Consider the following 20,388-nt stretch of genomic DNA (forward strand, 5'->3'; position numbering starts at 1 on the left):
TTGAGCAGGATTTGCAAGTCATTGCGCGGGCTGGGGCGTTGTCTGCTGACGATGCCGCGTCGGCGTCGTTGAGTGTCGGATCCTGCTCAAATCCGGGGCCAACCACAGCAGGGAATCAGCCGGGTTACGCGTTGCGGGCGGCCCACCAGTCGCGCAACAGCAGCACTGCCTCATCCTCGGGGACGGGGCCGTGCTCGGTGCGGTGCTCAAGCAGGAAGGCGTAAGCCTCACCGACCTCGCGTCCGGGCTTGATACCCAGCACCTCCATGATCTGAGTGCCGTCCAGGTGAGGTCGCAACGCGGCGAGTTCCTCCTGCGAAGCCAGTTCGTCGATGCGCCACTCGAGCTCCTCATAGGCACGGCGCAGCCTTGTGGCACGCTGCCGGTTCCGCGTCGTGCAGTCCGCCCTCGTCAGGATGTGGAGCCGCTCCAACTCGCCGCCCGCGTCGCGGACGTAGCGCCGCACCGCCGCGTCGCTCCAGGCCCCGTCGGAGTAGCCGTGGAACCGGAGGTGAAGGTCGGTCAGCTTCGCCACCGACTTGACCACATGCGTCGGGTACGAGAGGGCCTTGAGCCGCTTCGTGATCAGCTTCGCGCCAACCACATCGTGGTGGTGGAATGTCACCTTGGAGCCCTCGAAGCGCCTAGTCGCAGGCTTGCCGATGTCATGCAGCAGCGCGGCCAGCCGGTTGACGATGTCCGGCTCGTGGCCCCTTGCCTTCTCCAGCGCGATCGCCTGGTCGAGCACCGTCAGCGAATGCTCGTAGACGTCCTTGTGATGTGCGTGTTCGTCGATCTCCAGCTTCAGCGCCGGAAGCTCGGGTAGGAAGCGTTCGGCCAAGCCGGTGCGCACCAACAGATCGAGCCCCTCGCGCGGCTCGTCGGTCAGGAGCAGGCCCGTGAGCTCGGCCTGGATCCGCTCGACCGAGACGATGTCGATCCGGTCTGCCATGTCGGCCATCGCCGCGACCACCTCCGGGGCGACCGTGAAGCCGAGCCGGGACGCGAACCGTGCGGCGCGCAGCATCCGCAGCGGGTCGTCGGAGAAGCTGATCTCCGGCGTGGAAGGGGTGCGGAGAATGCCGTCGGCCAGGTCGTCCAGCCCGCCGTATGGATCGACGAACGCCTTCGTGGCGACGTTGATCGCCATCGCGTTGACCGTGAAGTCACGCCGCACCAGGTCGCCGTCGATGCTGTCGCCGAATGCAACCTCGGGTTTGCGGGAGTCGTCGCGGTAGACGTCCGCCCGGAAGGTGGTCACTTCAATTTGCCACTCGACGCCCTCGGAGCGCCTGATCGCGCCTATGGTGCCGTACTCCTTGCCGATCGCCCACGTGGTCGGCGTGAACCGCTTGAGGAGCGCCTCGGTCTCGTCCGGCAGCGCGGAGGTGGTGAAGTCGAGGTCGGCGCCGAGGCTGCCCAGTAGCGCATCGCGCACCGAGCCGCCGACCAGGAAGATCTCGTGGCCGGCCTCGTCGAAGACCCGGCCAAGTTCGTCGATGACTGGCGCGATGCGGAGAAGCTCCTTCATCGCATTGGTCTGGGCTCGGTTCAGGGTGGGCACGGGCGACCAGTCTACGCGAGCCGGGGCCGACCGACCCGGGAAGGCTGGCACTCTTGACGTCATGGCCGACTTCTGGGAAAAGCTGTTGCTCGCTGTGATCGTCATCGCGGTTGCACTGCTCGTGCGCACCGTCGCCCGGTTCGTGATCAGGCGTTCGGTGAGGGCCCTTACCGCGAGGCAGGCGTCAACCGATGGTGCGAGCAGTGAATCCCAGGGGTTCCATCCGAGAAGCTGGGGGGCGTCCGAGCGACAACGGCAGCGGATCGACACCCTCGGGTCGCTGCTGCGCAACGTGGTCGACGTCGCGCTGGTCGTCGTCGCACTGCTGACGGTGCTTGCCATCTTCGGGGTGCCGATGGGCCCGCTGCTCGCCTCGGCCGGCGTCGGCGGCGTTGCGATCGGCTTCGGCGCGCAGTCGCTGGTCAAGGATTACCTGTCGGGCATCTTCATGCTCAGCGAGGACCAGTTCGGGGTGGGCGACCTGATCAAGGTGGGTGAACTCACCGGCACCGTGCAGGAGGTGACGCTGCGGGTCACCCAGCTTCGCGACCCATCAGGCACCGCCTGGTACGTCCGCAACGGCGAGATCCTGACCCTCGGTAATGTGTCCCAGGGGTTCTCGACGGTCACCGTCGACATCCCGGTTGCGCTCGACGAGGACCAGGACAAGGTCACGTCGTTGTTGCGGGAGGCGGTGGCGGGCATGGCCACCGAGGCCGAATGGTCCGGCAAACTGCTCGAGGAGCCGTCCGTGCTAGGGGTCGGGGACATGTCCGGAGGCACCATGACAATCCAGATCAGCCTGAAGGCCCGGCCGAATGAGCAGTGGGGGCCGGCGCGGGCGGTCCGGGAACGCGCCCAACGGGCCCTCGCAGAGGCCGGGATCCGGGGCCCGATCCTCCCCGCCACACCGACACAGTGAGCCCTGGAAGCGGTGATTTTGCTGCTCCGGTTTACCCTGGACGCATGTGATTTCACACAGGCCAACGATCTGTGGTGAACAAGGCAGAGCAGGACTGAGGACATCAATGGCTGAATCGGGCAAGGTCAAGCGCCCCAAGAAGACGAAGTCGCGTGCGAGGAAGGTCTGGGGGCGCATCGGCGTCACTTTCCTGGTCCTCTTCATCGTCCTCGGCATCGGCGGCATCGGCACCGTGGCATTCCTCTACGCGCGGACGGACCTGCCGGACCCCAACAGCGACTTCACGACCAACACGACCTTCATCTATTACCAGGACGGCAACAACCAACTCGGGTCGCTCGCCGTCCAGAACCGAGTCAGCCTCAGCTACGACGAGATGCCCCAGCTGGTCAAGGACGCCGTGGTGGCGGCCGAGAACCGAAGCTTCTGGGAAGACCCCGGCTTCTCTGTGAGCGGCATCGCGCGAAGCGCCTGGTCGATCGCCACCGGTGGTGAGTTGCAGGGCGGATCGACCATCACCCAGCAGTACATCAAGATCTTGTACCTCGATTCGGAACGCACCCTCAGCAGGAAGGTCAAGGAGCTGTTCCTTGCGACCAAGATGGGGCGGGAGATGTCCAAGGAGCAGATCCTTGAGGGCTACCTCAACACCGTCTACTTCGGACGGGGTGCCTACGGAATCCAGGCCGCAGCAAAGTCGTACTTCCTCAAACCCGCCAGCGAACTCACGACCGAGGAGGCCGCGGCGCTGGCGGCGATCCTCAACAACCCGGCCGGGTTCAACCCGTCCGGTGGCGAGGACAAGTTGGAAAAGCTGCTCGGCCGCTACCAGTACGTCCTCGACGGCATGCTGGAGATGGGGACGATCACCCAGGCCGAACACGACGCGGCGTATCAGCAGTTGCCCGCCTTCCCTGAAGTTCCCGTCAACAACCGCTACGGCGGCCCGAAGGGCTTCCTCATCAAGCAGATCGAAGACGAACTGATCGACAAGGGCTTCTCCGACACCGAGATCCAGGGCGGTGGGCTGAAGATCATCACCACCCTGAACAAGACGATGCAGACCGCCGCCATCACGACCGCCCAGGAGTACACGGCCAGGGCCGCCGAAAACGCGAGGGGCAATCCCGACCCAGCCGACCTGCATGTGGCGATCGCCTCCGTCGACACCGCAACCGGTGGAATCCTGGCGTCCTACGGCGGGGCCGACTACGTCGCCAATTCGCGCAACTGGGCAATGACGGACCGTCCGGCCGCCTCAACCTTCAAGACGTTCGCCACCATTGCGGGCCTGCGCGACGGGTTCTCCCTGAACTCCCGTTTCAACGGCGACACCTTCACCCCCAGGGGCGATGACCAGCCGATCCGAAACGAGTTCAGCTGGCAGTACGGGCGGGTCACGTTGCGTGAGGCCACAGCGGACTCGATCAACACCGCCTTCGTCGACATGACCCAGCAGATCGAGGACGGGCCGAACCAGGTCATCAAGGCGGCCAACGACGCTGGCGCGCCGACCAGCCGCGGCTGGGAGCCGATCAACCGCATCGCGATCGGCTTCGCCGAGGTGAGCCCCACCAACATGGCCAACTCGTATGCGACGCTGGCCAACTCCGGGCAGCGCAACGAGGTCCACATCGTGTCCAAGGTGCTGGACTCAGACGGCAAGGTCCTCTACGAGGCCAAGCCCGCCAACTCGCAGACCATCGACCGAAACATTGCCGCTAACGTCACCGATGCGCTGACCTCGGTGGTGGACGAAGGTACCGGACGCAGGGCCGCGGCCTTGGAGCGTCCGGTGGCTGGCAAGACTGGCACCAACGACTTCGACGGCGACATCACCTCTGCGTGGTTCGTCGGCTACACGAAGCAGATCTCGACGGCCGTCATGTACGTGGCCGGGGACTCAGGCAACGAGAATCTCGAAACGTACAAGCGCCCACAGGACAGCACGTTCTTCGGGTCGAGCTATCCCCTGATGACCTGGGTCGATTTCATGCAGACCGCCTCTGAGGGGATGCCGGTCGAGGAGTTCGACGAGGCCGAGCGGATCACGTCGGAGCGGGACGAGGAGAGCCCACGCGCGACCAGGACCCCGACGCCACGGCAGAGCAGCGCCTCCCCGTCGCCGTCACAGAGCGCCAACGGCGAGCCCTCCGAAACCGGCGGGCCGACAGCCAGCGAGCCCCCAACCGGTGAATCGACGGACGCACCGTCCGTATCCGAGCCCCCCGTGGAGGAGCCGGGGACCGAGCCGACCGGAGGGTCCACGGCTGGAACGAACGAGGGGCCTCCCGCGCAGGAGGACGCGGCCGGCGCGCGCAATCCCTGAGCCGATTCCGAACGAGCGCTGACGGTGCGACGACTGGGGGCGGCTACAGTGAGCCCGTGGACAACGCGTTGCACCCGAGAATCGGCGGGCCGGCCGGTCGGCACACCCTGCGGGCGGGATTCTGGTTCAACCCGCTGGTGACGGTCGTGTTGGCCACCTTGGCCATCTTCATCCCGCTCTTCCTGCGGCACGTCCCCTGTCTCCAGACCGAGGCGACCAACGCGATCAACTCATACATCCGTGTCTGCTACTCAGACATCCAGACGACGTTCGTCAGCCAAGGCCTCGGGCAGGGCACATCGCCGCTCGGCACCGATCAGCTTCTGTTCGCGCCCCTGATCGCGGTGATCATCCTGCTCACCCGCAAGGTCGCGTCGGGGATCTTCGATGCGCCCATCACCAGGAGTGCCGACCTGCAGGCGCAGCTCGACTCGAGCATCGTCTTCTTCGCGCTCACGGCCGTCGGACTCTACGTCTGTTTCCTGGTCGCCTCGCTGGCGATGACCCGCCTCGGACGGGGCGCAGCGAAGGGCCGCGCCTCTTGGGACGGGGTACTACTGGCCGCGTCGCCGATCGTTTTCGCCGCGGGCCTGATCTCGTGGGACCTCGTCCCGATCGCGCTCATGCTGCTGGGGTTGGCCCAGTTCGCCCGCGGCAGGCTGCTGGAGGCCGGCATCGTCGTCGGCATCGCCGCCTGCGCCGGAACCATGCCGATCGCGGTAGCGCTGGCCGTTGTGCTGGCCTGCGGGCTGCGGTCCGGGTGGCGTGCGGCAACCAAGTTCGGCGCGGCGACCGTCGTGACGTTCTTCCTCGTCCACCTGCCGCTGCTGCTGGACAATTTCGACCGCGTCTACGCCTTCTACCACCAGGAGATCAACAAGCAGGTCGGATACGGGTCGCTGTGGTACCTGGCCTCCCTGCTCGGGCTCGACATCCGCGAGGCCGGGTCGCTCGGGTTTGCCTTGCTGATGATCTTCCTGGGCGTGTTCATCGCCTGGCTCTACGTGACCAAGAAGCGGCCGAGGGTCGGGTCCCTGATCGCGGTGATCGTCTTCGCGACCGCGGTGCTCGGTCCCGCGTACCCGCCACAGACGGCGCTCTGGCTGATCGTCGCCCTGATCTTGTCCCGCCCCTACAGGCGCGAACTGATCGCTTTGACCGTCACAGAGGTCGGCTACTACCTGGCTATCTGGGGCTGGCTCGGCGGGGCGTTGACGACCAACCAGTCGGGGCCGTACCTGCTGTACTGGTTGGCTATCCTGCTGCGCTCCGGGGTGCAGTTGTGGATTCTGGTGGGGTCGATCCGTGACATCGCCACCCCCTCCCGTGACCTGCTGCGCACGCCCGACGTGCCCGACCCGATCGGCGGGGCGCTGAACGACTCCGAACGGCTGGCCCCTCTCGGCGAACCGATGACTGCCGGATCGGTGACGCGATAGCGGCCTGGGGTCCGCTCGACACCAGCAGGCTACGCCCAGCGGATCTCGTCGGTCGTCACCGTCGTCATCCGCGTCGTCACCGGCACCTCGTCGCCGACCTGTGCCAGCGGAGCGCTCCCTGGCACGAAGATCATCGACGAGTGCATGTGCGGTGGCTCGGCGAAGCTGCGCTTGCGGCCGCCGACCTCAAAAGGTGAAAGGGTCCGGCCGGCAGCGTCCAGAAGCCCCTCGAGCACCGTAACCCCGCGTTGCCGCAGCGAACGTTGGGGGACAGGGGCCGCCATCGCGACGCCGTGCGCGGTGCCGCCCGAGATGATCAGGATGAAGCCGTTCTTCGGTGCCTTCACCTGGTGGTAGCCGAGCGGTGCCCCCTTCGAGATGGGGTGCACGTCGAGGACCGTCGCGGTGGTTCGGTAGGCGTGCCGGTCTCCCAGCCAGAGGCGGGTGCCGATCCGCATGTGCGTCTCGACGTCGAGCTCGGCATGCAGCGCGCGGTAGTCGGCCTCGCTCAGGTGCGACACCCAGACGGGGCCCTTCCGCACCGCCAGGCCTGCGAGTGCGAGCGACCGGGCAGCGGCGAGCGAGCCGTCGGCAGGCAGGTGGATCGTCCAGCCCTCGAGGGTGAGCGCGTCGAGTGTCGACCGGTCGACCTGGGCCGGGTCGAGTCCGTGCCGGTGCATCGCCGTCTTGATCTCGACCAGCACGCGGGTGCCCGGATGCTTTGACGCCAGCGCCACGAGGTCCTCGACCCGCGAGACGGTGACGATGATGCTCGGGTCGCCCAGCTGCGCGGTGGCCACCTCGTCGAACGGGCGCCACGGGTTGAGGACGACGACGTCACCGGTGAAGCCGCCCGCACGCACCCGGTCGACCTCTTGCGCGACGCCCACCGCCAACGTCGGCAGGCCGAGCCGACCCGATTGCTCTGCCAGCAGCTCGAGACCGAACCCGTAGCCGTTGCCCTTCGCGACGGGTACCAGGCCCGGCACGTCAGCGATCAGCTCTCGTTGGTGGGCCTCCCAGCGGACGCGGTCAATCGTGAGCGTGAGGGGCACGGTGTCACCGCCTCGACAGGTACAGGTTGAACGCGAAGTGCAGGGGCTTGTTGATCGCGTGGTCCCATTCACCCAGGTATGCGACGGCCTCGCCGCCGGTGCCGACCTTGAATTGGATCAACCCGATCTCCGGGTCGTCGGCTCCCACCCCCTCGGTGATGCCGCGCAGGTCGTAGACGGCGCAACCCGCGTCGTTGGCGTCGCGGATCATCCGCCACTGGATGGCGTTCGAGCCGCGGACCTCACGCTTGGCGTTGGTCGAGGCACCATAGGAGTACCAGGCGTGTTCGCCGACCCGCACCATCGTGGTCGCGGCCACCAGATCCCCAACGTGCTCCGAGAGATAGAGCCGCATCCGATCCGGATCCTCCGCATTTAGTTCGTCCCACATCGTCTGGAAGTAGCCGAGCGAGCGTCCGGTGAAACCGTCGCGTTCGGCGGTTTCGAGGTAGATGCGGTGGAAGTCTGCGAGCTCGTCACGGTTCCCGGTGCGGACTGTGACGCCCTCCTTCTCGGCCTTCTTGATGTTGCGGCGCCACAGCTGGTTCATGCCCTTCAGGAGCTCAGCCTCGGACTTCTGGGTGCCGTCCGCGTGCCGGAGAGGAAGCTGGAAATTGAACATCGGCTGGCCCGCCGCGAAACCGTGCCCGGTCTCGTCGGTCTGCCAGCCCTCGTGCAGCAGTTGGTTGCGCAGCCTGGTGGCGACGTTGGAGGTGTCGTCGGGGGTCACCTCTGAGAGCCTGGTGACGGCCTCGTCCGCGATGGCGGCCTTGATAGTGGCCGGCCCCCAACTGCGGTGCACGATGGTCGGGCCCATCCGCACCGCGAACGCCTTGTTCCGTTTCGCGTGGGCGATCAGGGCCGCGAGGTGTGCGGTGATGTCCGGCCTGGCCCAGTCGAGCACCGGCCCCTCGGGAAGGTAGGCGAGGAACCGCTTGAGCTTCGGGAGTTGGCGGTAGAGGATCAGCCCGACGCCGGTCAGGGTGTCGCCGTCGAAAAAGCCGACCGACTCGCCGCGCCACTCCGACTTCACGCGGGCCCAGGCGGGTGTCTGGAGGAAGGAAGCCGATCCGCGTTGGTCGATGAAGGCCAGATGCTGCTCGGCGGAGATTGGACGACAGGTGATGCTCACCCTGACAGGCTACCGGGCGGGGGGCCGTACGGCGGTGTTGACGCGATCGGCGGTGAGCGACGCGGTGGCCGGTCCGCGACGCAGGTAGGCTCTGGCCATGACCAACTTGAATGAGAAGCCAGAGGTCGACTTCCCGGTCGGCGAGGCTCCCACCGAACTCGTGATCGACGACATCGTCGTGGGTGACGGCGCTGAAGCCAAGGCGGGCGACGTCGCGCACGTGCACTACGTCGGGGTTGCCTTCAGCTCGGGCGAGGAGTTCGACTCCTCGTGGAATCGTGGCCCGGCGTTGTCCTTCCCGCTTGGCGGGGGCCGGGTCATCCAGGGCTGGGATCAGGGCATCCAGGGCATGAAGGTAGGCGGACGTCGACGGCTCACCATCCCGTCGCACCTCGCCTATGGCGATCGCGGTGCGGGCGGCGTGATCGCGCCAGGTGAGACGCTGATCTTCGTCTGCGACCTCGTCGGCCTCAACTGACCCGTTCCGCATCAGGGCCGCGCCTCCTGGCGCGGCCCGCGTCATGCCCGGTGAGCGGTTGGGGTGGGGCAGTGGATCGGGGGCCGCCGACCGTCTTGGTGCCGAGGCGTCTCTCACGTGATCATTGGTGGATAGGCGCTTGACCTGCGCCCGTGGAAGGAAGTCATGACCGACGTTGCCGACTCGCGCCTCGTGCGCGCCTACCTCGCCTGGCGTCCGGCCCGATGGGTCGCGTTGGCGCTGGTGGTGGCCGGGGGGCTTCTGCTTGTGCTCGTCCAAGGGAAACCTCCGATCGCGGTGGTTCCGTTCGATCTCGAGATCTACCGCTTCGGCGGGCAGGTGCTGCTGCAGGGCGGCGACATCTACGGACCGCTGCCCGACACGACCAACGGGCTGAATCTGCCGTTCACGTACCCTCCGTTGGCCGCGGTGCTGTTCGCACCGCTGGCGCTGCTGCCGTTGTGGTTGGCGCATCTCCTCTTCACGCTGACGACGTATGTAGGTCTGGCCGCAGTGGTGGCGCTCGTGCTCCGTGCCATGAGCCGACTGCGAGGAGCCGAGTTGTGGTGGGTGGCGGTGGCGGTCATTGCCCCGGTGCTGTGGCTGGGACCGGTCCGTGAGACCGTCGCTTACGGCCAGATCAACGTCATCCTCATGGCGCTGGTCGTCGTCGACCTGGTCGGTGGCCGGGGGCGCTGGTGGCAGGGCTCGTTGATCGGGCTAGCCATGGCCGTGAAGCTGACCCCTGCGGTGTTCCTCGCCTATTTCCTGGTGCGGCGCGACTGGAGGCAGCTGGCGATGGGGGTCGCGTCGGCGATCGTCTTCACCGGGGTCGGGTTCCTCTTCACCTGGAACGCGTCGATCCAGTACTGGACCGAGACGATCACCGACCCGGGGAGGATCGGCAACCTGTACTACGTCTCCAACCAGTCACTCAACGGGCTCCTCGTGCGTCTCGGCTTGAGCGACGGTGGCGGCGCCATCTGGTTCGTCCTGTGCGCGGTCGTCGGTCTCGGTCTGCTAGTCGTGATGTGGCGGCTGTTCGCGATCGGGCAGGATGTCGCGGCCATGTTGTCGATGGGCGTCTTCGCGTTGGTGGCCTCACCGGTGTCGTGGTCGCACCACTGGGTCTGGGTTGCGCCCGCCCTGCTGCTCCTGACCGTATGGGCGTACCGCGCGAACAGTCCCTGGATCGGCGGTGTCGCGGCGATCGGGGCGCTGATCTTCCTTTCGAGGCTCCCGTGGCGGATGCCCCGCGAGGAAAGCCTGGATCTGACGTGGAACTGGTGGCAGCAGATTATGGGGAATTCGCAGCTCCTGTGGGGCATCGGGTTCCTGATCGCATTGGCGGTGGTCGCCTGGCGGCCCGGTGTCCTGGACGCCGAGCCGCGGGGCTCCTCGGTGGAGTAGCAGGATCGGCTGCGACCAGGGTCGCGCTCGTGCACACTTGCGTTGTCCGGCCCCCATGGTCGATGCGACCACACGGACGACTCACCCCCGGCACCGGTCTCGGTGTCGACCAACGATGGTCAGGAGTTAGCGTGGAGTTTTACCTTGGACAGATCTGTCTGTTCCCCTACAATTTCGTCCCCCGAGGTTTCGCTGCTTGTGAAGGGCAGCTTCTCAGCATCGCCCAGAACAGCGCGCTGTTCTCGCTGCTCGGCACGACCTACGGAGGGGACGGGCGGACGACGTTCGCCCTGCCCGACCTGCGCGGCCGTGCCCCAGTCAGCCAAGGGCAGGGTTCGGGGTTGTCGCGTCACCAACTGGGTGAGATTGGCGGCGCGGAGCAGGTGACCTTGACGGTCAACCAGTTGCCCGCGCACTCGCATCAGGTCAACGCGACGCTCAACTCGGACAGCAAGACCCCCAGTGGGCAGGTACCTGGCTACAACGGCTCTACCTCCGGCTACGGCACCCAGGACGGCACCACGATGAGTGCCAACATGATCGCAAACACCGGTGGGTCGCATCCCACCCCGACGGTGTCGCCCTATCTCACGCTGCAGTGGGCCATCAGCCTGCAGGGCCCCTACCCTACTCGCGACTGAAAAACGGCTCCATGCCGCCCGGAGCGGGCGGCATGGAGCCTTCGGATCCTGGCAGGTCAGGAGGCCTCGACGACCTCCACCTTGATGTTCTCCAAGGACTCGTTGATGCGCATCGAGTAGAACGAGCGGTACACGAACACCATCGATGCGATCAGGAACACCGCGGCGAGCACGCCCGTCAGCGTGGTGCTGAAGTTGTTGCGCAGGAGCACCGACAGCTCGACGGCCAGAAGGCCGAAGAGGGTCGTGAACTTGATCACCGGGTTGAGCGCCACCGAGGAGGTGTCCTTGTAGGGGTCTCCGACGGTGTCGCCGATGATCGTCGCATCGTGCAGCGGAGTGCCCTTCGCCGCGAGGTCGACCTCGACCAGCTTCTTCGCGTTGTCCCAGGCGCCGCCGGCATTGGCCATGAAGATCGCCTGGTACAGCCCGAACAGCGCCATCGCGATCAGGTAGCCGATGAAGAAGAACGGCTCAACGAACGCGAACGCCAAGGTGGCGAAGAACACTCCCAGGAAGATGTTGAACATTCCCCGCTGTGCGTACTGGGTGCAGATCTGGACGACCTTCGAGGAATCCTCGTCGCTTGCGCGCTTGGCGTCCCCGTCGAGCTTGATGTTCGCGCCGATGAACTCGACGGCCCGGTAGGCACCGGTCGTCACAGCCTGGATCGCCGCACCGGTGAACCAGTAGATGACGGCGCCACCGACCAGCAGGCCGAGCAGGAATGGGGCGTGGAGCAGCGACAGGTTCTCGACGTCGTGCTCCAGGCCTCCGGTCAGCCCCATCATGATCGAGAAGATCATGGTGGTCGCGCCGACGACCGCGGTGCCGATCAGCACCGGCTTGGCCGTCGCCTTGAACGTGTTGCCGGCTCCGTCGTTGGCTTCGAGCAGGAACTTGGCCTTCTCGAAATCCGGGCGGCGGCCGAATTCGCGCTCGAGGTCGTCCTCGACGCCGGCTTCCTCGATGGTGGAGAGTTCGAACACCGACTGGGCGTTGTCGGTGACCGGGCCGTAGCTGTCGACCGCGATCGTGACCGGGCCCATGCCCAGGAAGCCGAACGCCACCAGGCCGAACGCGAACACCGCGGGGGCCAGCATCAGCTCTCCGAGGCCGAGCGTCGAGATCCAGTACGCGATCGCCATCAGGCCCGCGATGGCCATGCCGAGCCAGTACGCGGAGAAGTTTCCCGAGACCAGGCCGGAGAGGATGCCGAGCGAGGCGCCGCCCTTGTTCGAAGACACCACGACCTCCTGGGTGTGGCGCGCCTTCACCGAGGTGAACACCTTCACCAGTTCCGGGATCACCGCGCCCGCCAGGGTGCCGCACGACACGATCAACGACAACTTCCACCACATGCCGTCCGGCATGTCGGAGATCAACAACGCCGAGGTCAGGAAGGTCGACGCGATGCAAATCACCGACGTGAGCCACACGAGCGAGGTCAGTGGCTTCTCAAAGTCCATTTCCTCGGCTTCCGCGTAGCGGGATCGGGTGATGGCCGCGTTGATGAAGTACGAGACGCCCGACGCGATGACCATAACGGCGCGGATCACGAAGATCCACACCAGCAGCTGGATCTGCACGCTCTGATCGTGGACACCGAGCAGGATGAAGGTGATCAGCGCGACGCCGGTGACGCCATAGGTCTCGAAGCCGTCAGCCGACGGGCCGACCGAGTCGCCGGCGTTGTCGCCGGTGCAGTCGGCGATCACACCGGGGTTGCGGGCGTCGTCTTCCTTGATGTGCAGGACGATCTTCATCAGGTCTGCGCCGATGTCGGCGATCTTGGTGAAGATCCCACCCGCGATGCGCAGCGCCGAGGCACCGAGCGACTCACCGATCGCGAAGCCGATGAAACAGGCGCCCGCGATCTCGCCCGGCAGGAACACCAGGATGATCAGCATCATCGCCAGCTCGACCGAGATCAGCACCATGCCGATGCTCATGCCGGAACGCAGCGGGATGTCGTGCAGCGGAAGTGGTCTTCCACCGATCGCCGCGTGGGCCGTGCGGGAGTTGGCCAGCGTGTTGACGCGGATTCCGTACCAGGCCACCGCATACGAGCCGCCCATGCCGATCAGCGAGAACGCGATCACGACGGCCGTCTTCCCGACGCCGAAACCGAGCGAAAGGTAGTACACGACGATGATGGTGGCGATGAACGCCCAGAGTAGGAGGAGGAACTTGCCCTGCTGGCGCAGATACGTCTTGCACGTGGTGTAGATGAGTTCGGAGATTTCGCGCATCGCCTGGTGGGCGGGCATCTTCTTCAGCTGCGTGTAGGTCAGTACCCCGAACGCGAGCCCGAGAGCGCAGACGATCAGGCCGAGGCCGAGGAGCACGTCGCCAGGCATGCCGAGGAAGGTGACGCTGCCAAGGTCCGGCAGCTGGAGGTTGGCTTCGCCGCCGACATGCGTCTCGCCGCCGCCTCCGCCACCGGCGCATCCGGATAGCAGCAGCAGCGGCACCACGGCAAGGGCGGCGATGCGGTATCGGGGTCGTCTATCGTGTCGTGCGTCCATCTAGACCACTTCTCCTGTAGAACAGGTGCTTAGGTGGCGGCGTCGTTGCCGTCGCGACTCATGCTAGGACGTTTGCCTTCCGGCCGGGGCTGGGGGTGGGGTTTATCCCCGAACCGGGCACGGGCCTGGGCCTGGAACTATGGCGGGGTGCCCCGTCGAGTCTTCCGATCCGGCCTCTTCGGGCTTAGCCTTGACTATGTCCGAGGACGAGGTGGTGGAGCTCGTAGAGCCTTCCCTGCCGGATTGCCAGCCCGGATGGACCGCGCGTCACACCGGGCTGCTGTTTGCCGTCCTCGTCTCGGTTGTCGCTCTCGTCTGGGGTATCGGCGGGGCGATGTCTCCGCCGCCCCCTGGTGACCGGTTGATGCTCGATGCGCTACCCGAACCGGCCTGGACGACACAGCTGGCCGAGGGCGAGTCCGCCGAGGGGGTCGGGGTCGACCTGATCGTGATCCGGGAGCGACGACTCGGAGCGGCCGGTGCCGCCGTCAGGGGTATTGAAGCGGCAACGGGTGAGGTGTTGTGGCGGCATGTGGTGCGCGGCAACGGCAGGGTCGACGTGCGTGACCTGCCCGGCACCGTCTGGATCGCGGTCCAGGTGGGCTCCGAGGTCACTCTGTTGGACCGGCTTACCGGCGAGACCCACAAGCGTTTCAGGCTGCCGGAAGGGGAATGGGGCCCGTCCTGGTTCGGGTCGGGAGACAAGGGGTCCTTCGTCATGATCGTGCCGATGTATGCCGATGCCGGGCGCGTGTTGAGCGTGACCAGACTGGCCGCCCCAGACCCGACGGCTGTGGTCTGGACAAGGGAGGTGCCGCTGGCCCCGGCGGTGGCGGTGGCGCTGCGTGATCCCGAGGTGATCGAACGTGACGGGCTTCTCCTCCTACGTGCGGCCGGCCAGCAACGGGGAACGCTCTGGTATGCGACCGCGCTCCGCTCGGATGACGGTGGTCGGCAGGCCTGGGCCGACGGGGACCGGTTTGCCGTCGCGGGTGACGCAGCCGTCTCCGCCCGCCGGGGACGACTCGAGGGTTACGACCTTCGGACCGGTCGTCGGCTGTGGCAGCTTAAACCCGCCCCGGGGCTGGTCTTCGGATCAGGGGGCGTGTTGCTGGTTCAGGCGGCCGGGGAACTGAGACGCGTCGACCCGTACTCCGGGCGGACGCAGTGGGTCGCAAGGATGGACGGCCTCTACACGCGCATGGCCGTAGACGATGACCAACTCATCGTGTACCAGGGCGCTCAGACGATCTTCCCCGACCGGGGCACGACCACCGCCGATGCGGGCTCGAACTTGGTCCGTGCGCTTGACCTGGCCACGGGGCGTGAGGTGTGGCGCGTGGCCACGCCGTCACCCGTGCTGGACGTGATCGTCGGTACGAACCACCTGGTGGTGCGCATGTACAACCCGCATGAGAGGCGACCCGCGTTCGAGGTCGCCGCGGTCAGGCTCGACGGCACCATCTCCTGGCTGTGGCGCGATGACGCCGATTCGTGGAGCCTGACCCGTCTGGGCCGACACCTTGCGACGATCGGCCCAGACGGGGAACTCACCGTCTGGGGCTGATTCTCACGCGAGCGCGGCGAGCCTCGACAAGGCCGAGTCCCAGCGCGACGTCAACGCAGTCAGGTCGGCGTCGGGTGGGAGGTTGTCCTGCGTTAGGTCCAGCCGGGTGCTACCGTCCACCTCGCTGAACCTGAGGTCGACGAGGGTCCGTGGGGATTCAGCGTCTGCGTGCCATGAGAAGCGGATCTGTTCCATCGGATGGAAGCTGCGCGTTACGCCGTATGAACCATCCTCGGCCCGCCAGTCGTCGCTCTTCGAACCGAGCCGCCCCCCGGCCCCGAGGAGGGCCTCGTTGCCCTCGGTGGTCATGAGCCCGGACCAGACCGTGGCGAGTGGCTTCTCAACGGCCAACGACACGGTCAGACGGCTCGTTTCGGATTCTGTTTCGGTGGTGGTCTCCATCGGGTCTTTGCACCTCCTGCTTCGGTGGGCGCTGTTGCCCAACCGGTCCTGACAAGGAGCACGGATCGCTGAAGCTCTCACCGAGAACGACAACGTATCAGCGCTTCCCTAAACCCTAGCCCCGAGTGTCGACGCTCGGGAGGGAATGGCCCGGTACACCGTAACGAGCCATAGAGTTGGGCCATGCCAGCCCTCGAGATCCACATCATCGCCGATTCGACGGGGGAGACCGCGGCCCGGATCGCCCGCGCGGCGGTGGCCCAGTTCCCGTCCCGGGAGTTCACCATCGTCCGGCACCGCAAGATCAGTTCGACCCGGGGCCTGATGCTCGCGCTCGAAGCGGTGCGCGACACCCCCAGCCCTGTGGCGGTGTTCTTCACGCTCGTCAACGAAGAACTCGCAGACCTGGTCCGGAACTTCTGTCGCGACGAGTCCATCGCGCATGCGGATCTGATGTCGGAGGCGATGCACGCGCTCGAACAGATCAGCGGCATCGAGGCCGATCAGGTCGCCATGCGTGCCCCGGGAGTCGAGGCCGAGTACTTCGTCCGGATGGCGGCCATCGACTTCGCCGTCCGGAACGACGACGGGTCGCTGCCGGGGCTGCTGCGCGAGGCAGATATCTGCCTGGTCGGGCCGTCGCGTTCAGGCAAAACACCGTTGTCGATCTATCTCGGATACCTGGGCTACAAAGCGGTCAATGTGCCCCTGGTGCCGGGTATCGCGCCACCCGAGGAGTTGTTCACGGTCGACAGGTGGCGCATCATCGGGCTGACAATGGACGCCGAGCGGCTCCTCACGATCCGCGGCGCGCGGGTGAAGGGGATGGGCGGTTTCGGCACGAAGGACGGCTACGCGGACCTGGTGAAGATCTACGACGAACTCGATGAGATCGCCAAGGTCCACCGTCGGCTCGGGGCCCCGGTGATCGACACCACGGGGGTCGCCTTGGAGGAGGCAGCGTCGCGGATCATCGACATCGTCGACGACCGGGCCAAACAGGTCGGCGCCCGGTTGAGGCGGCCACCGGGCGTGGTAGCACCCGGTGACGCGTGGCGCCCGAGGCCCTGAGCGTCTGACGCCCCGCGGCGGAGATTCTGCGCATTCGCCTGCCCCCCTCCCGGGTTTGCACCGGTCGGCACTAGGCTCTGAACCAAAGAGGACGAAGTGGTCCTTGGGCAGTCGAAGGAGATTCCCTCATATGAGTGACGATCGTTATATCTACGACCTCAGCGATGGTGACGCGAGCATGAAGCCGCTGCTCGGCGGCAAGGGTGCGGGCGTGGCCGAGATGAACCGGGTCGGAGTTCCCGTGCCAGACGCGTTCACCGTGACGACCACGGCGTGCGTCGAGACGATGAACAACGGTGGGCAGTGGCCCGATTCCCTCGCCGACCAGATCGCTGCGGGTCTGGAAAGGCTCGAGGAACGCACCGGCCGAAAGCTGGGCGCCGCCGAGCGGCCGTTGCTTGTCTCCGTGCGTTCGGGTGCGGTGTTCTCCATGCCCGGCATGATGGACACGATCCTCAACCTCGGCATCTCCGATGAATCCGTGGTCGCGCTCGCCGAGGAGTTCGGCAACGAGCGCTTCGCCTGGGATTGCTACCGCCGCTTCATCCAGATGTATGGCGAGGTGGTCGAGTCGATCCCCGGCTACGCCTTCGAGGACGCGCTCGGGGCGCTCAAGCACAAACGCGGCGTCGTAAACGACACCGACCTCACAGCAGATGACCTGAAGGAACTCGTCGCCACCTTCAAGGAGATCGCGAACGAGGCGCTCGGGGGCGAATGGACCTCCGACCCGCGCGAGCAGCTCAACCGCGCCGTCAATGCGGTGTTCAAGTCGTGGGGTAACCCGCGCGCCGAGGTCTACCGTCGAGCCAACAACATCCCGGCGAGCCTCGGCACCGCCGTCAACATCATGCAGATGGTGTTCGGTAACAGGGGCGAGACCTCTGCGACGGGCGTTTGCTTCACCCGCAACCCGTCGACCGGTGAGAAGGCGCTCTACGGCGAGTTCCTCGTCAATGCGCAGGGTGAGGACGTCGTCGCAGGCATCCGCACCCCCCGTCCCCTCGCGGAGATGGAGGAGGTGCTGCCGGAGGCCTACGGCCAGCTCATCGACACGATGCACAAGATGGAGCAGCACTACAAGGACATGCAGGACATGGAGTTCACCGTCGAGGATGGCAAGCTCTACCTGCTGCAGACGCGCAACGGCAAGCGCACCGCCGCAGCGGCGTTGAAGGTCGCCTCAGACCTGGTCGACGAGTCGGTCATCACGCAGGAGGAGGCTCTGCTGCGTATCGAGCCCGCCCAGCTCGACCAGTTGCTCCACCCGGCGATCGACCCCAGCCACGGGAAGGATGCGGTGGCCACGGGGCTGCCGGCCTCACCCGGCGCGGCCGTTGGTGAGATCGTCTTCGACGCGGACACCGCGGCCGAGCGGGGGGAGCGTGGCGAGGCGGTCGTGCTCGTCCGGTTCGAGACCACCCCGGACGACATCCACGGCGTCATCGTCGCGCAGGGCATTCTGACGGCGCACGGCGGCATGACTTCGCACGCGGCCGTCGTCGCCCGTGGCATGGGCAAGCCCTGTGTCGCAGGGGCGTCGGGCATCAGGATTGACCCGGTGGGCAAGACCCTTACCATCGGTGACAAGGTGTTCGCCGAGGGTGACGTCGTGACGCTCGACGGGTCGACCGGACGTGTCTACGGAGAGGCGCTCGACCTGATCCCGCCGCAGATCAACGACGACTTCACCCGGCTGGTGGAGTGGGCCGACGACGTGCGTCGGCTCGGGGTGCGGGCCAACGCGGACAACTTCGAGGACGCCTCGAAGGCCCGCGAGCTCGGCGCCGAGGGGATCGGGCTGTGCCGTACCGAACACATGTTCATGGCGCAGGACCGGCTGCCAGCCGTCCGCAAGATGATCCTGGCGGAGACACCCGAGCAGCGGGCGGCGGCACTGGCGGAGATCCTGCCGATGCAGCAGGCCGACTTCGAGGGCATCTTCACGGCGATGAAGGGCCTGCCGGTCACGGTTCGCCTGCTCGACCCGCCGTTGCACGAGTTCCTGCCGAACCTCGTCGAGCAGTCGCTGCTGGTCCAGCGTCTCGAGTTGCAGGACGGCGACCCGACGGAACTCGCGGAGGCCAGGCAGACCCTCGCCCAGGTGAAGAAGCTGCACGAGCAGAACCCGATGCTCGGCACCCGCGGGGTGCGTCTGGCGATGCTGTACCCCGAGATCCCCGACATGCAGGCCCGCGCGATCGTCCGGGCGGCGCTGGCGGTGCTCGACCGCGAGGGTGAGACCGTCGGGGTCGAGATCATGATCCCGCTGGTTGCGCTCAGCCAGGAGCTCGACACCCAGCGGCAGATCGTGACCGCCGCCGTGGCCGATGAACTGGCCAAGGCCGGGCGCGAACTCGACTACACGATCGGAACCATGATCGAGTTGCCGCGGGCGGCGCTCGTGGCGGATCAGATCGCCGAATACGCCGACTTCTTCTCGTTCGGGACCAACGACCTGACGCAGACCGCGATCGGCATCTCCCGCGACGACGCCGAGAACGGCTTCCTGACCAGCTACGTCATGGAGCATGTGCTGGAACGCAACCCGTTCGAGTCGATCGATGTCGACGGCGTCGGAGCACTGGTACGGATCGGGGTCGAGAAGGGGCGTGCCGCGAAACCCACCCTCAAGACCGGGGTTTGCGGCGAGCACGGCGGTGATCCCGACTCGATCGAGTTCTTCAACTCGGTCGGGCTCGACTACGTGAGCTGTTCGCCGTTCCGGGTGCCGATCGCCCGGTTCGCGGCGGCCCGTGCGGTGCTGAACCAGCGCTGACGGACCTGACGGTGCACCCCGGGCAACCGGGGTGCACCGAGCTCCGCCGTAGACTGGGCTGACGCCGAACCCGGAGGTGGAGATGTCATCCGATCGTGGACCAGATTCCTACGAGCCCAACTACCTGACGCCCGACTACCCGACGACGCAGGAACCTGCGGCCGGGCAGTCGCACCCTGATGGCAGCGGGCCGGTTTCGGGACCCGATTTCGCGTCGATCTACGACATCCCGGAGGTCGCGCCGGGGCCGAGTGTCTATGACGAGGGCTACGTGGCACCGACCCCGGCACCGGTCGTGGATCAGGGTCAGAACAGGCCGCTCCCGACGCGCCCCGAGCAACAGCCTCAAGAACAAGCCGGCGGCTACAACAACTACGGGTACCCGTACGCGGGTGCCCCGGGGTACCAGCAGGTGCAGCCCTACCCCTACCAGCCGATGCAACCGGAGCATCCCTCAAGCGGAGCCATCTTCGGCCTCGGGATCGCGAGCATCTTCGTGTGGGTCACCGCACCCATCGCCTGGTACATGGGTTCCAAGGCGAGGAAGGACATCGCAAAAGGCGCTCCCTACCGCTTCCCAGGCCTCGCCACCGCAGGCTGGGTCATCGGGATCGTCTACTCGGTCATGATGATCGTCTTCATCGCGCTCATCAGTTTCCTCGTGATTGCGTCGACAACGGTCTCATAGGTGATGCCGTTGCATTGCTTCCCTTGCGGCTGACCCTCACCGTGCCCCACAATCTTCAAGCAACCAGTCATTGAAACAGGGAGAACAAGATGACTCAGCCAGGTGGCTACGGCCAGCCCGATCCGCAGCCCTCGGGCTACGGCCAGCCCGATCCGCAGCCCTCGGGCTACGGCCAGCCCGATCCGCAGCCCTCGGGCTACGGCCAGCAGCCCAACTACGGCCAGCAGCCTAACTACGGGCAACAGCCCGGGTACGGCCCGCAGCCCGGGTACGGCCCGCAGCCCGGTTACGGCGCGCCTGGCGGCTACGGGCTCCAGGAACACCCCAAGGCCCAGACGGTGTTCATCCTCGGCATCATCGGCATCTTCACCGGTGTCTGCGCC

15 protein-coding genes and 1 pseudogene are annotated in these 20,388 nt (G+C 66.4%); 11 read left to right on the forward strand and 5 right to left on the reverse strand.

Going from position 1 to position 20,388, the window contains the following annotated elements; all coding sequences use genetic code 11:
* Nucleotides 1–124: 124 nt before the first annotated feature.
* Complete coding sequence (locus BUC15_RS16010) at nucleotides 125–1,627, reverse strand: CCA tRNA nucleotidyltransferase (protein ID WP_073190188.1); 1,503 nt, start codon at nucleotides 1,625–1,627, stop codon at nucleotides 125–127.
* Here BUC15_RS16010 and BUC15_RS16015 point away from each other — a divergent pair.
* The 3 genes from BUC15_RS16015 (at nucleotide 1,626) to BUC15_RS16025 (ending at nucleotide 6,254) form a co-directional block, all read left to right on the forward strand.
* A complete protein-coding gene (locus tag BUC15_RS16015; RefSeq protein ID WP_073190189.1) occupies nucleotides 1,626–2,486 on the forward strand; it encodes a mechanosensitive ion channel family protein in 861 nt (286 codons plus the stop codon). The genes BUC15_RS16010 and BUC15_RS16015 overlap by 2 nt on opposite strands.
* 106 nt (nucleotides 2,487–2,592) lie before the next feature.
* Nucleotides 2,593–4,815 (forward strand): transglycosylase domain-containing protein, encoded by a 2,223-nt coding sequence (locus tag BUC15_RS16020; protein WP_073190190.1) that lies wholly within the window; start codon nucleotides 2,593–2,595, stop codon nucleotides 4,813–4,815.
* Nucleotides 4,816–4,871: 56 nt separating this feature from the next.
* The gene (locus tag BUC15_RS16025; protein WP_073190191.1) at nucleotides 4,872–6,254 is read left to right on the forward strand and encodes a glycosyltransferase family 87 protein; all 1,383 of its coding nucleotides are present in this window, start codon (nucleotides 4,872–4,874) and stop codon (nucleotides 6,252–6,254) included.
* A 29-nt stretch (nucleotides 6,255–6,283) separates the two neighbouring features.
* On the opposite strand, the gene BUC15_RS16030 is transcribed toward BUC15_RS16025, so the two are convergent.
* Entirely contained in the window at nucleotides 6,284–7,309 is a 1,026-nt protein-coding gene (locus BUC15_RS16030; RefSeq protein ID WP_073190193.1) for an alanine racemase, read from the reverse strand.
* Between the two features lie 4 nt (nucleotides 7,310–7,313).
* Nucleotides 7,314–8,441 (reverse strand): lipid II:glycine glycyltransferase FemX, encoded by a 1,128-nt coding sequence (locus BUC15_RS16035; RefSeq protein WP_073190195.1) that lies wholly within the window; start codon nucleotides 8,439–8,441, stop codon nucleotides 7,314–7,316.
* A gap of 97 nt (nucleotides 8,442–8,538) precedes the next feature.
* On the opposite strand from BUC15_RS16035, the gene BUC15_RS16040 reads away from it, so the two are divergent.
* From BUC15_RS16040 to BUC15_RS16050, 3 genes are all read left to right on the forward strand, one after another.
* On the forward strand, nucleotides 8,539–8,919 hold the full coding sequence (locus tag BUC15_RS16040) for an FKBP-type peptidyl-prolyl cis-trans isomerase (RefSeq protein WP_073190197.1): 381 nt from the start codon (nucleotides 8,539–8,541) through the stop codon (nucleotides 8,917–8,919).
* Nucleotides 8,920–9,084: 165 nt separating this feature from the next.
* Nucleotides 9,085–10,329 (forward strand): glycosyltransferase 87 family protein, encoded by a 1,245-nt coding sequence (locus BUC15_RS16045; protein WP_073190199.1) that lies wholly within the window; start codon nucleotides 9,085–9,087, stop codon nucleotides 10,327–10,329.
* Nucleotides 10,330–10,460: 131 nt separating this feature from the next.
* Complete coding sequence (locus tag BUC15_RS16050) at nucleotides 10,461–10,970, forward strand: phage tail protein (protein WP_073190201.1); 510 nt, start codon at nucleotides 10,461–10,463, stop codon at nucleotides 10,968–10,970.
* Between the two features lie 56 nt (nucleotides 10,971–11,026).
* Here BUC15_RS16050 and BUC15_RS16055 read toward each other — a convergent pair whose 3' ends face one another.
* Nucleotides 11,027–13,498 (reverse strand): sodium-translocating pyrophosphatase, encoded by a 2,472-nt coding sequence (locus BUC15_RS16055; RefSeq protein WP_073190203.1) that lies wholly within the window; start codon nucleotides 13,496–13,498, stop codon nucleotides 11,027–11,029.
* A 196-nt stretch (nucleotides 13,499–13,694) separates the two neighbouring features.
* On the opposite strand from BUC15_RS16055, the gene BUC15_RS16060 reads away from it, so the two are divergent.
* The gene (locus BUC15_RS16060; RefSeq protein ID WP_073190205.1) at nucleotides 13,695–15,065 is read left to right on the forward strand and encodes an outer membrane protein assembly factor BamB family protein; all 1,371 of its coding nucleotides are present in this window, start codon (nucleotides 13,695–13,697) and stop codon (nucleotides 15,063–15,065) included.
* Between the two features lie 3 nt (nucleotides 15,066–15,068).
* On the opposite strand, the gene BUC15_RS16065 is transcribed toward BUC15_RS16060, so the two are convergent.
* Nucleotides 15,069–15,467, reverse strand: a complete 399-nt coding sequence (locus BUC15_RS16065) for an SRPBCC family protein (RefSeq protein WP_073190207.1) — start codon at nucleotides 15,465–15,467, stop codon at nucleotides 15,069–15,071.
* Nucleotides 15,468–15,650: 183 nt separating this feature from the next.
* Between BUC15_RS16065 and BUC15_RS16070 the strand changes: the two genes are divergently transcribed.
* The 4 genes and pseudogenes from BUC15_RS16070 to BUC15_RS16085 form a co-directional block, all read left to right on the forward strand.
* Nucleotides 15,651–16,538, forward strand: a complete 888-nt coding sequence (locus BUC15_RS16070; RefSeq protein WP_073190209.1) for a pyruvate, water dikinase regulatory protein — start codon at nucleotides 15,651–15,653, stop codon at nucleotides 16,536–16,538.
* A gap of 130 nt (nucleotides 16,539–16,668) precedes the next feature.
* Nucleotides 16,669–19,317 (forward strand): pyruvate, phosphate dikinase, encoded by a 2,649-nt coding sequence (gene ppdK / locus BUC15_RS16075; RefSeq protein ID WP_073190216.1) that lies wholly within the window; start codon nucleotides 16,669–16,671, stop codon nucleotides 19,315–19,317.
* A gap of 82 nt (nucleotides 19,318–19,399) precedes the next feature.
* Complete coding sequence (locus tag BUC15_RS16080; protein ID WP_073190217.1) at nucleotides 19,400–20,005, forward strand: DUF4190 domain-containing protein; 606 nt, start codon at nucleotides 19,400–19,402, stop codon at nucleotides 20,003–20,005.
* An 89-nt stretch (nucleotides 20,006–20,094) separates the two neighbouring features.
* A pseudogene (locus tag BUC15_RS16085) lies at nucleotides 20,095–20,388 on the forward strand (hypothetical protein); the annotation flags it as partial.

Source organism: Tessaracoccus bendigoensis DSM 12906 (assembly GCF_900141915.1).
Classification (GTDB): domain Bacteria; phylum Actinomycetota; class Actinomycetes; order Propionibacteriales; family Propionibacteriaceae; genus Arachnia; species Arachnia bendigoensis.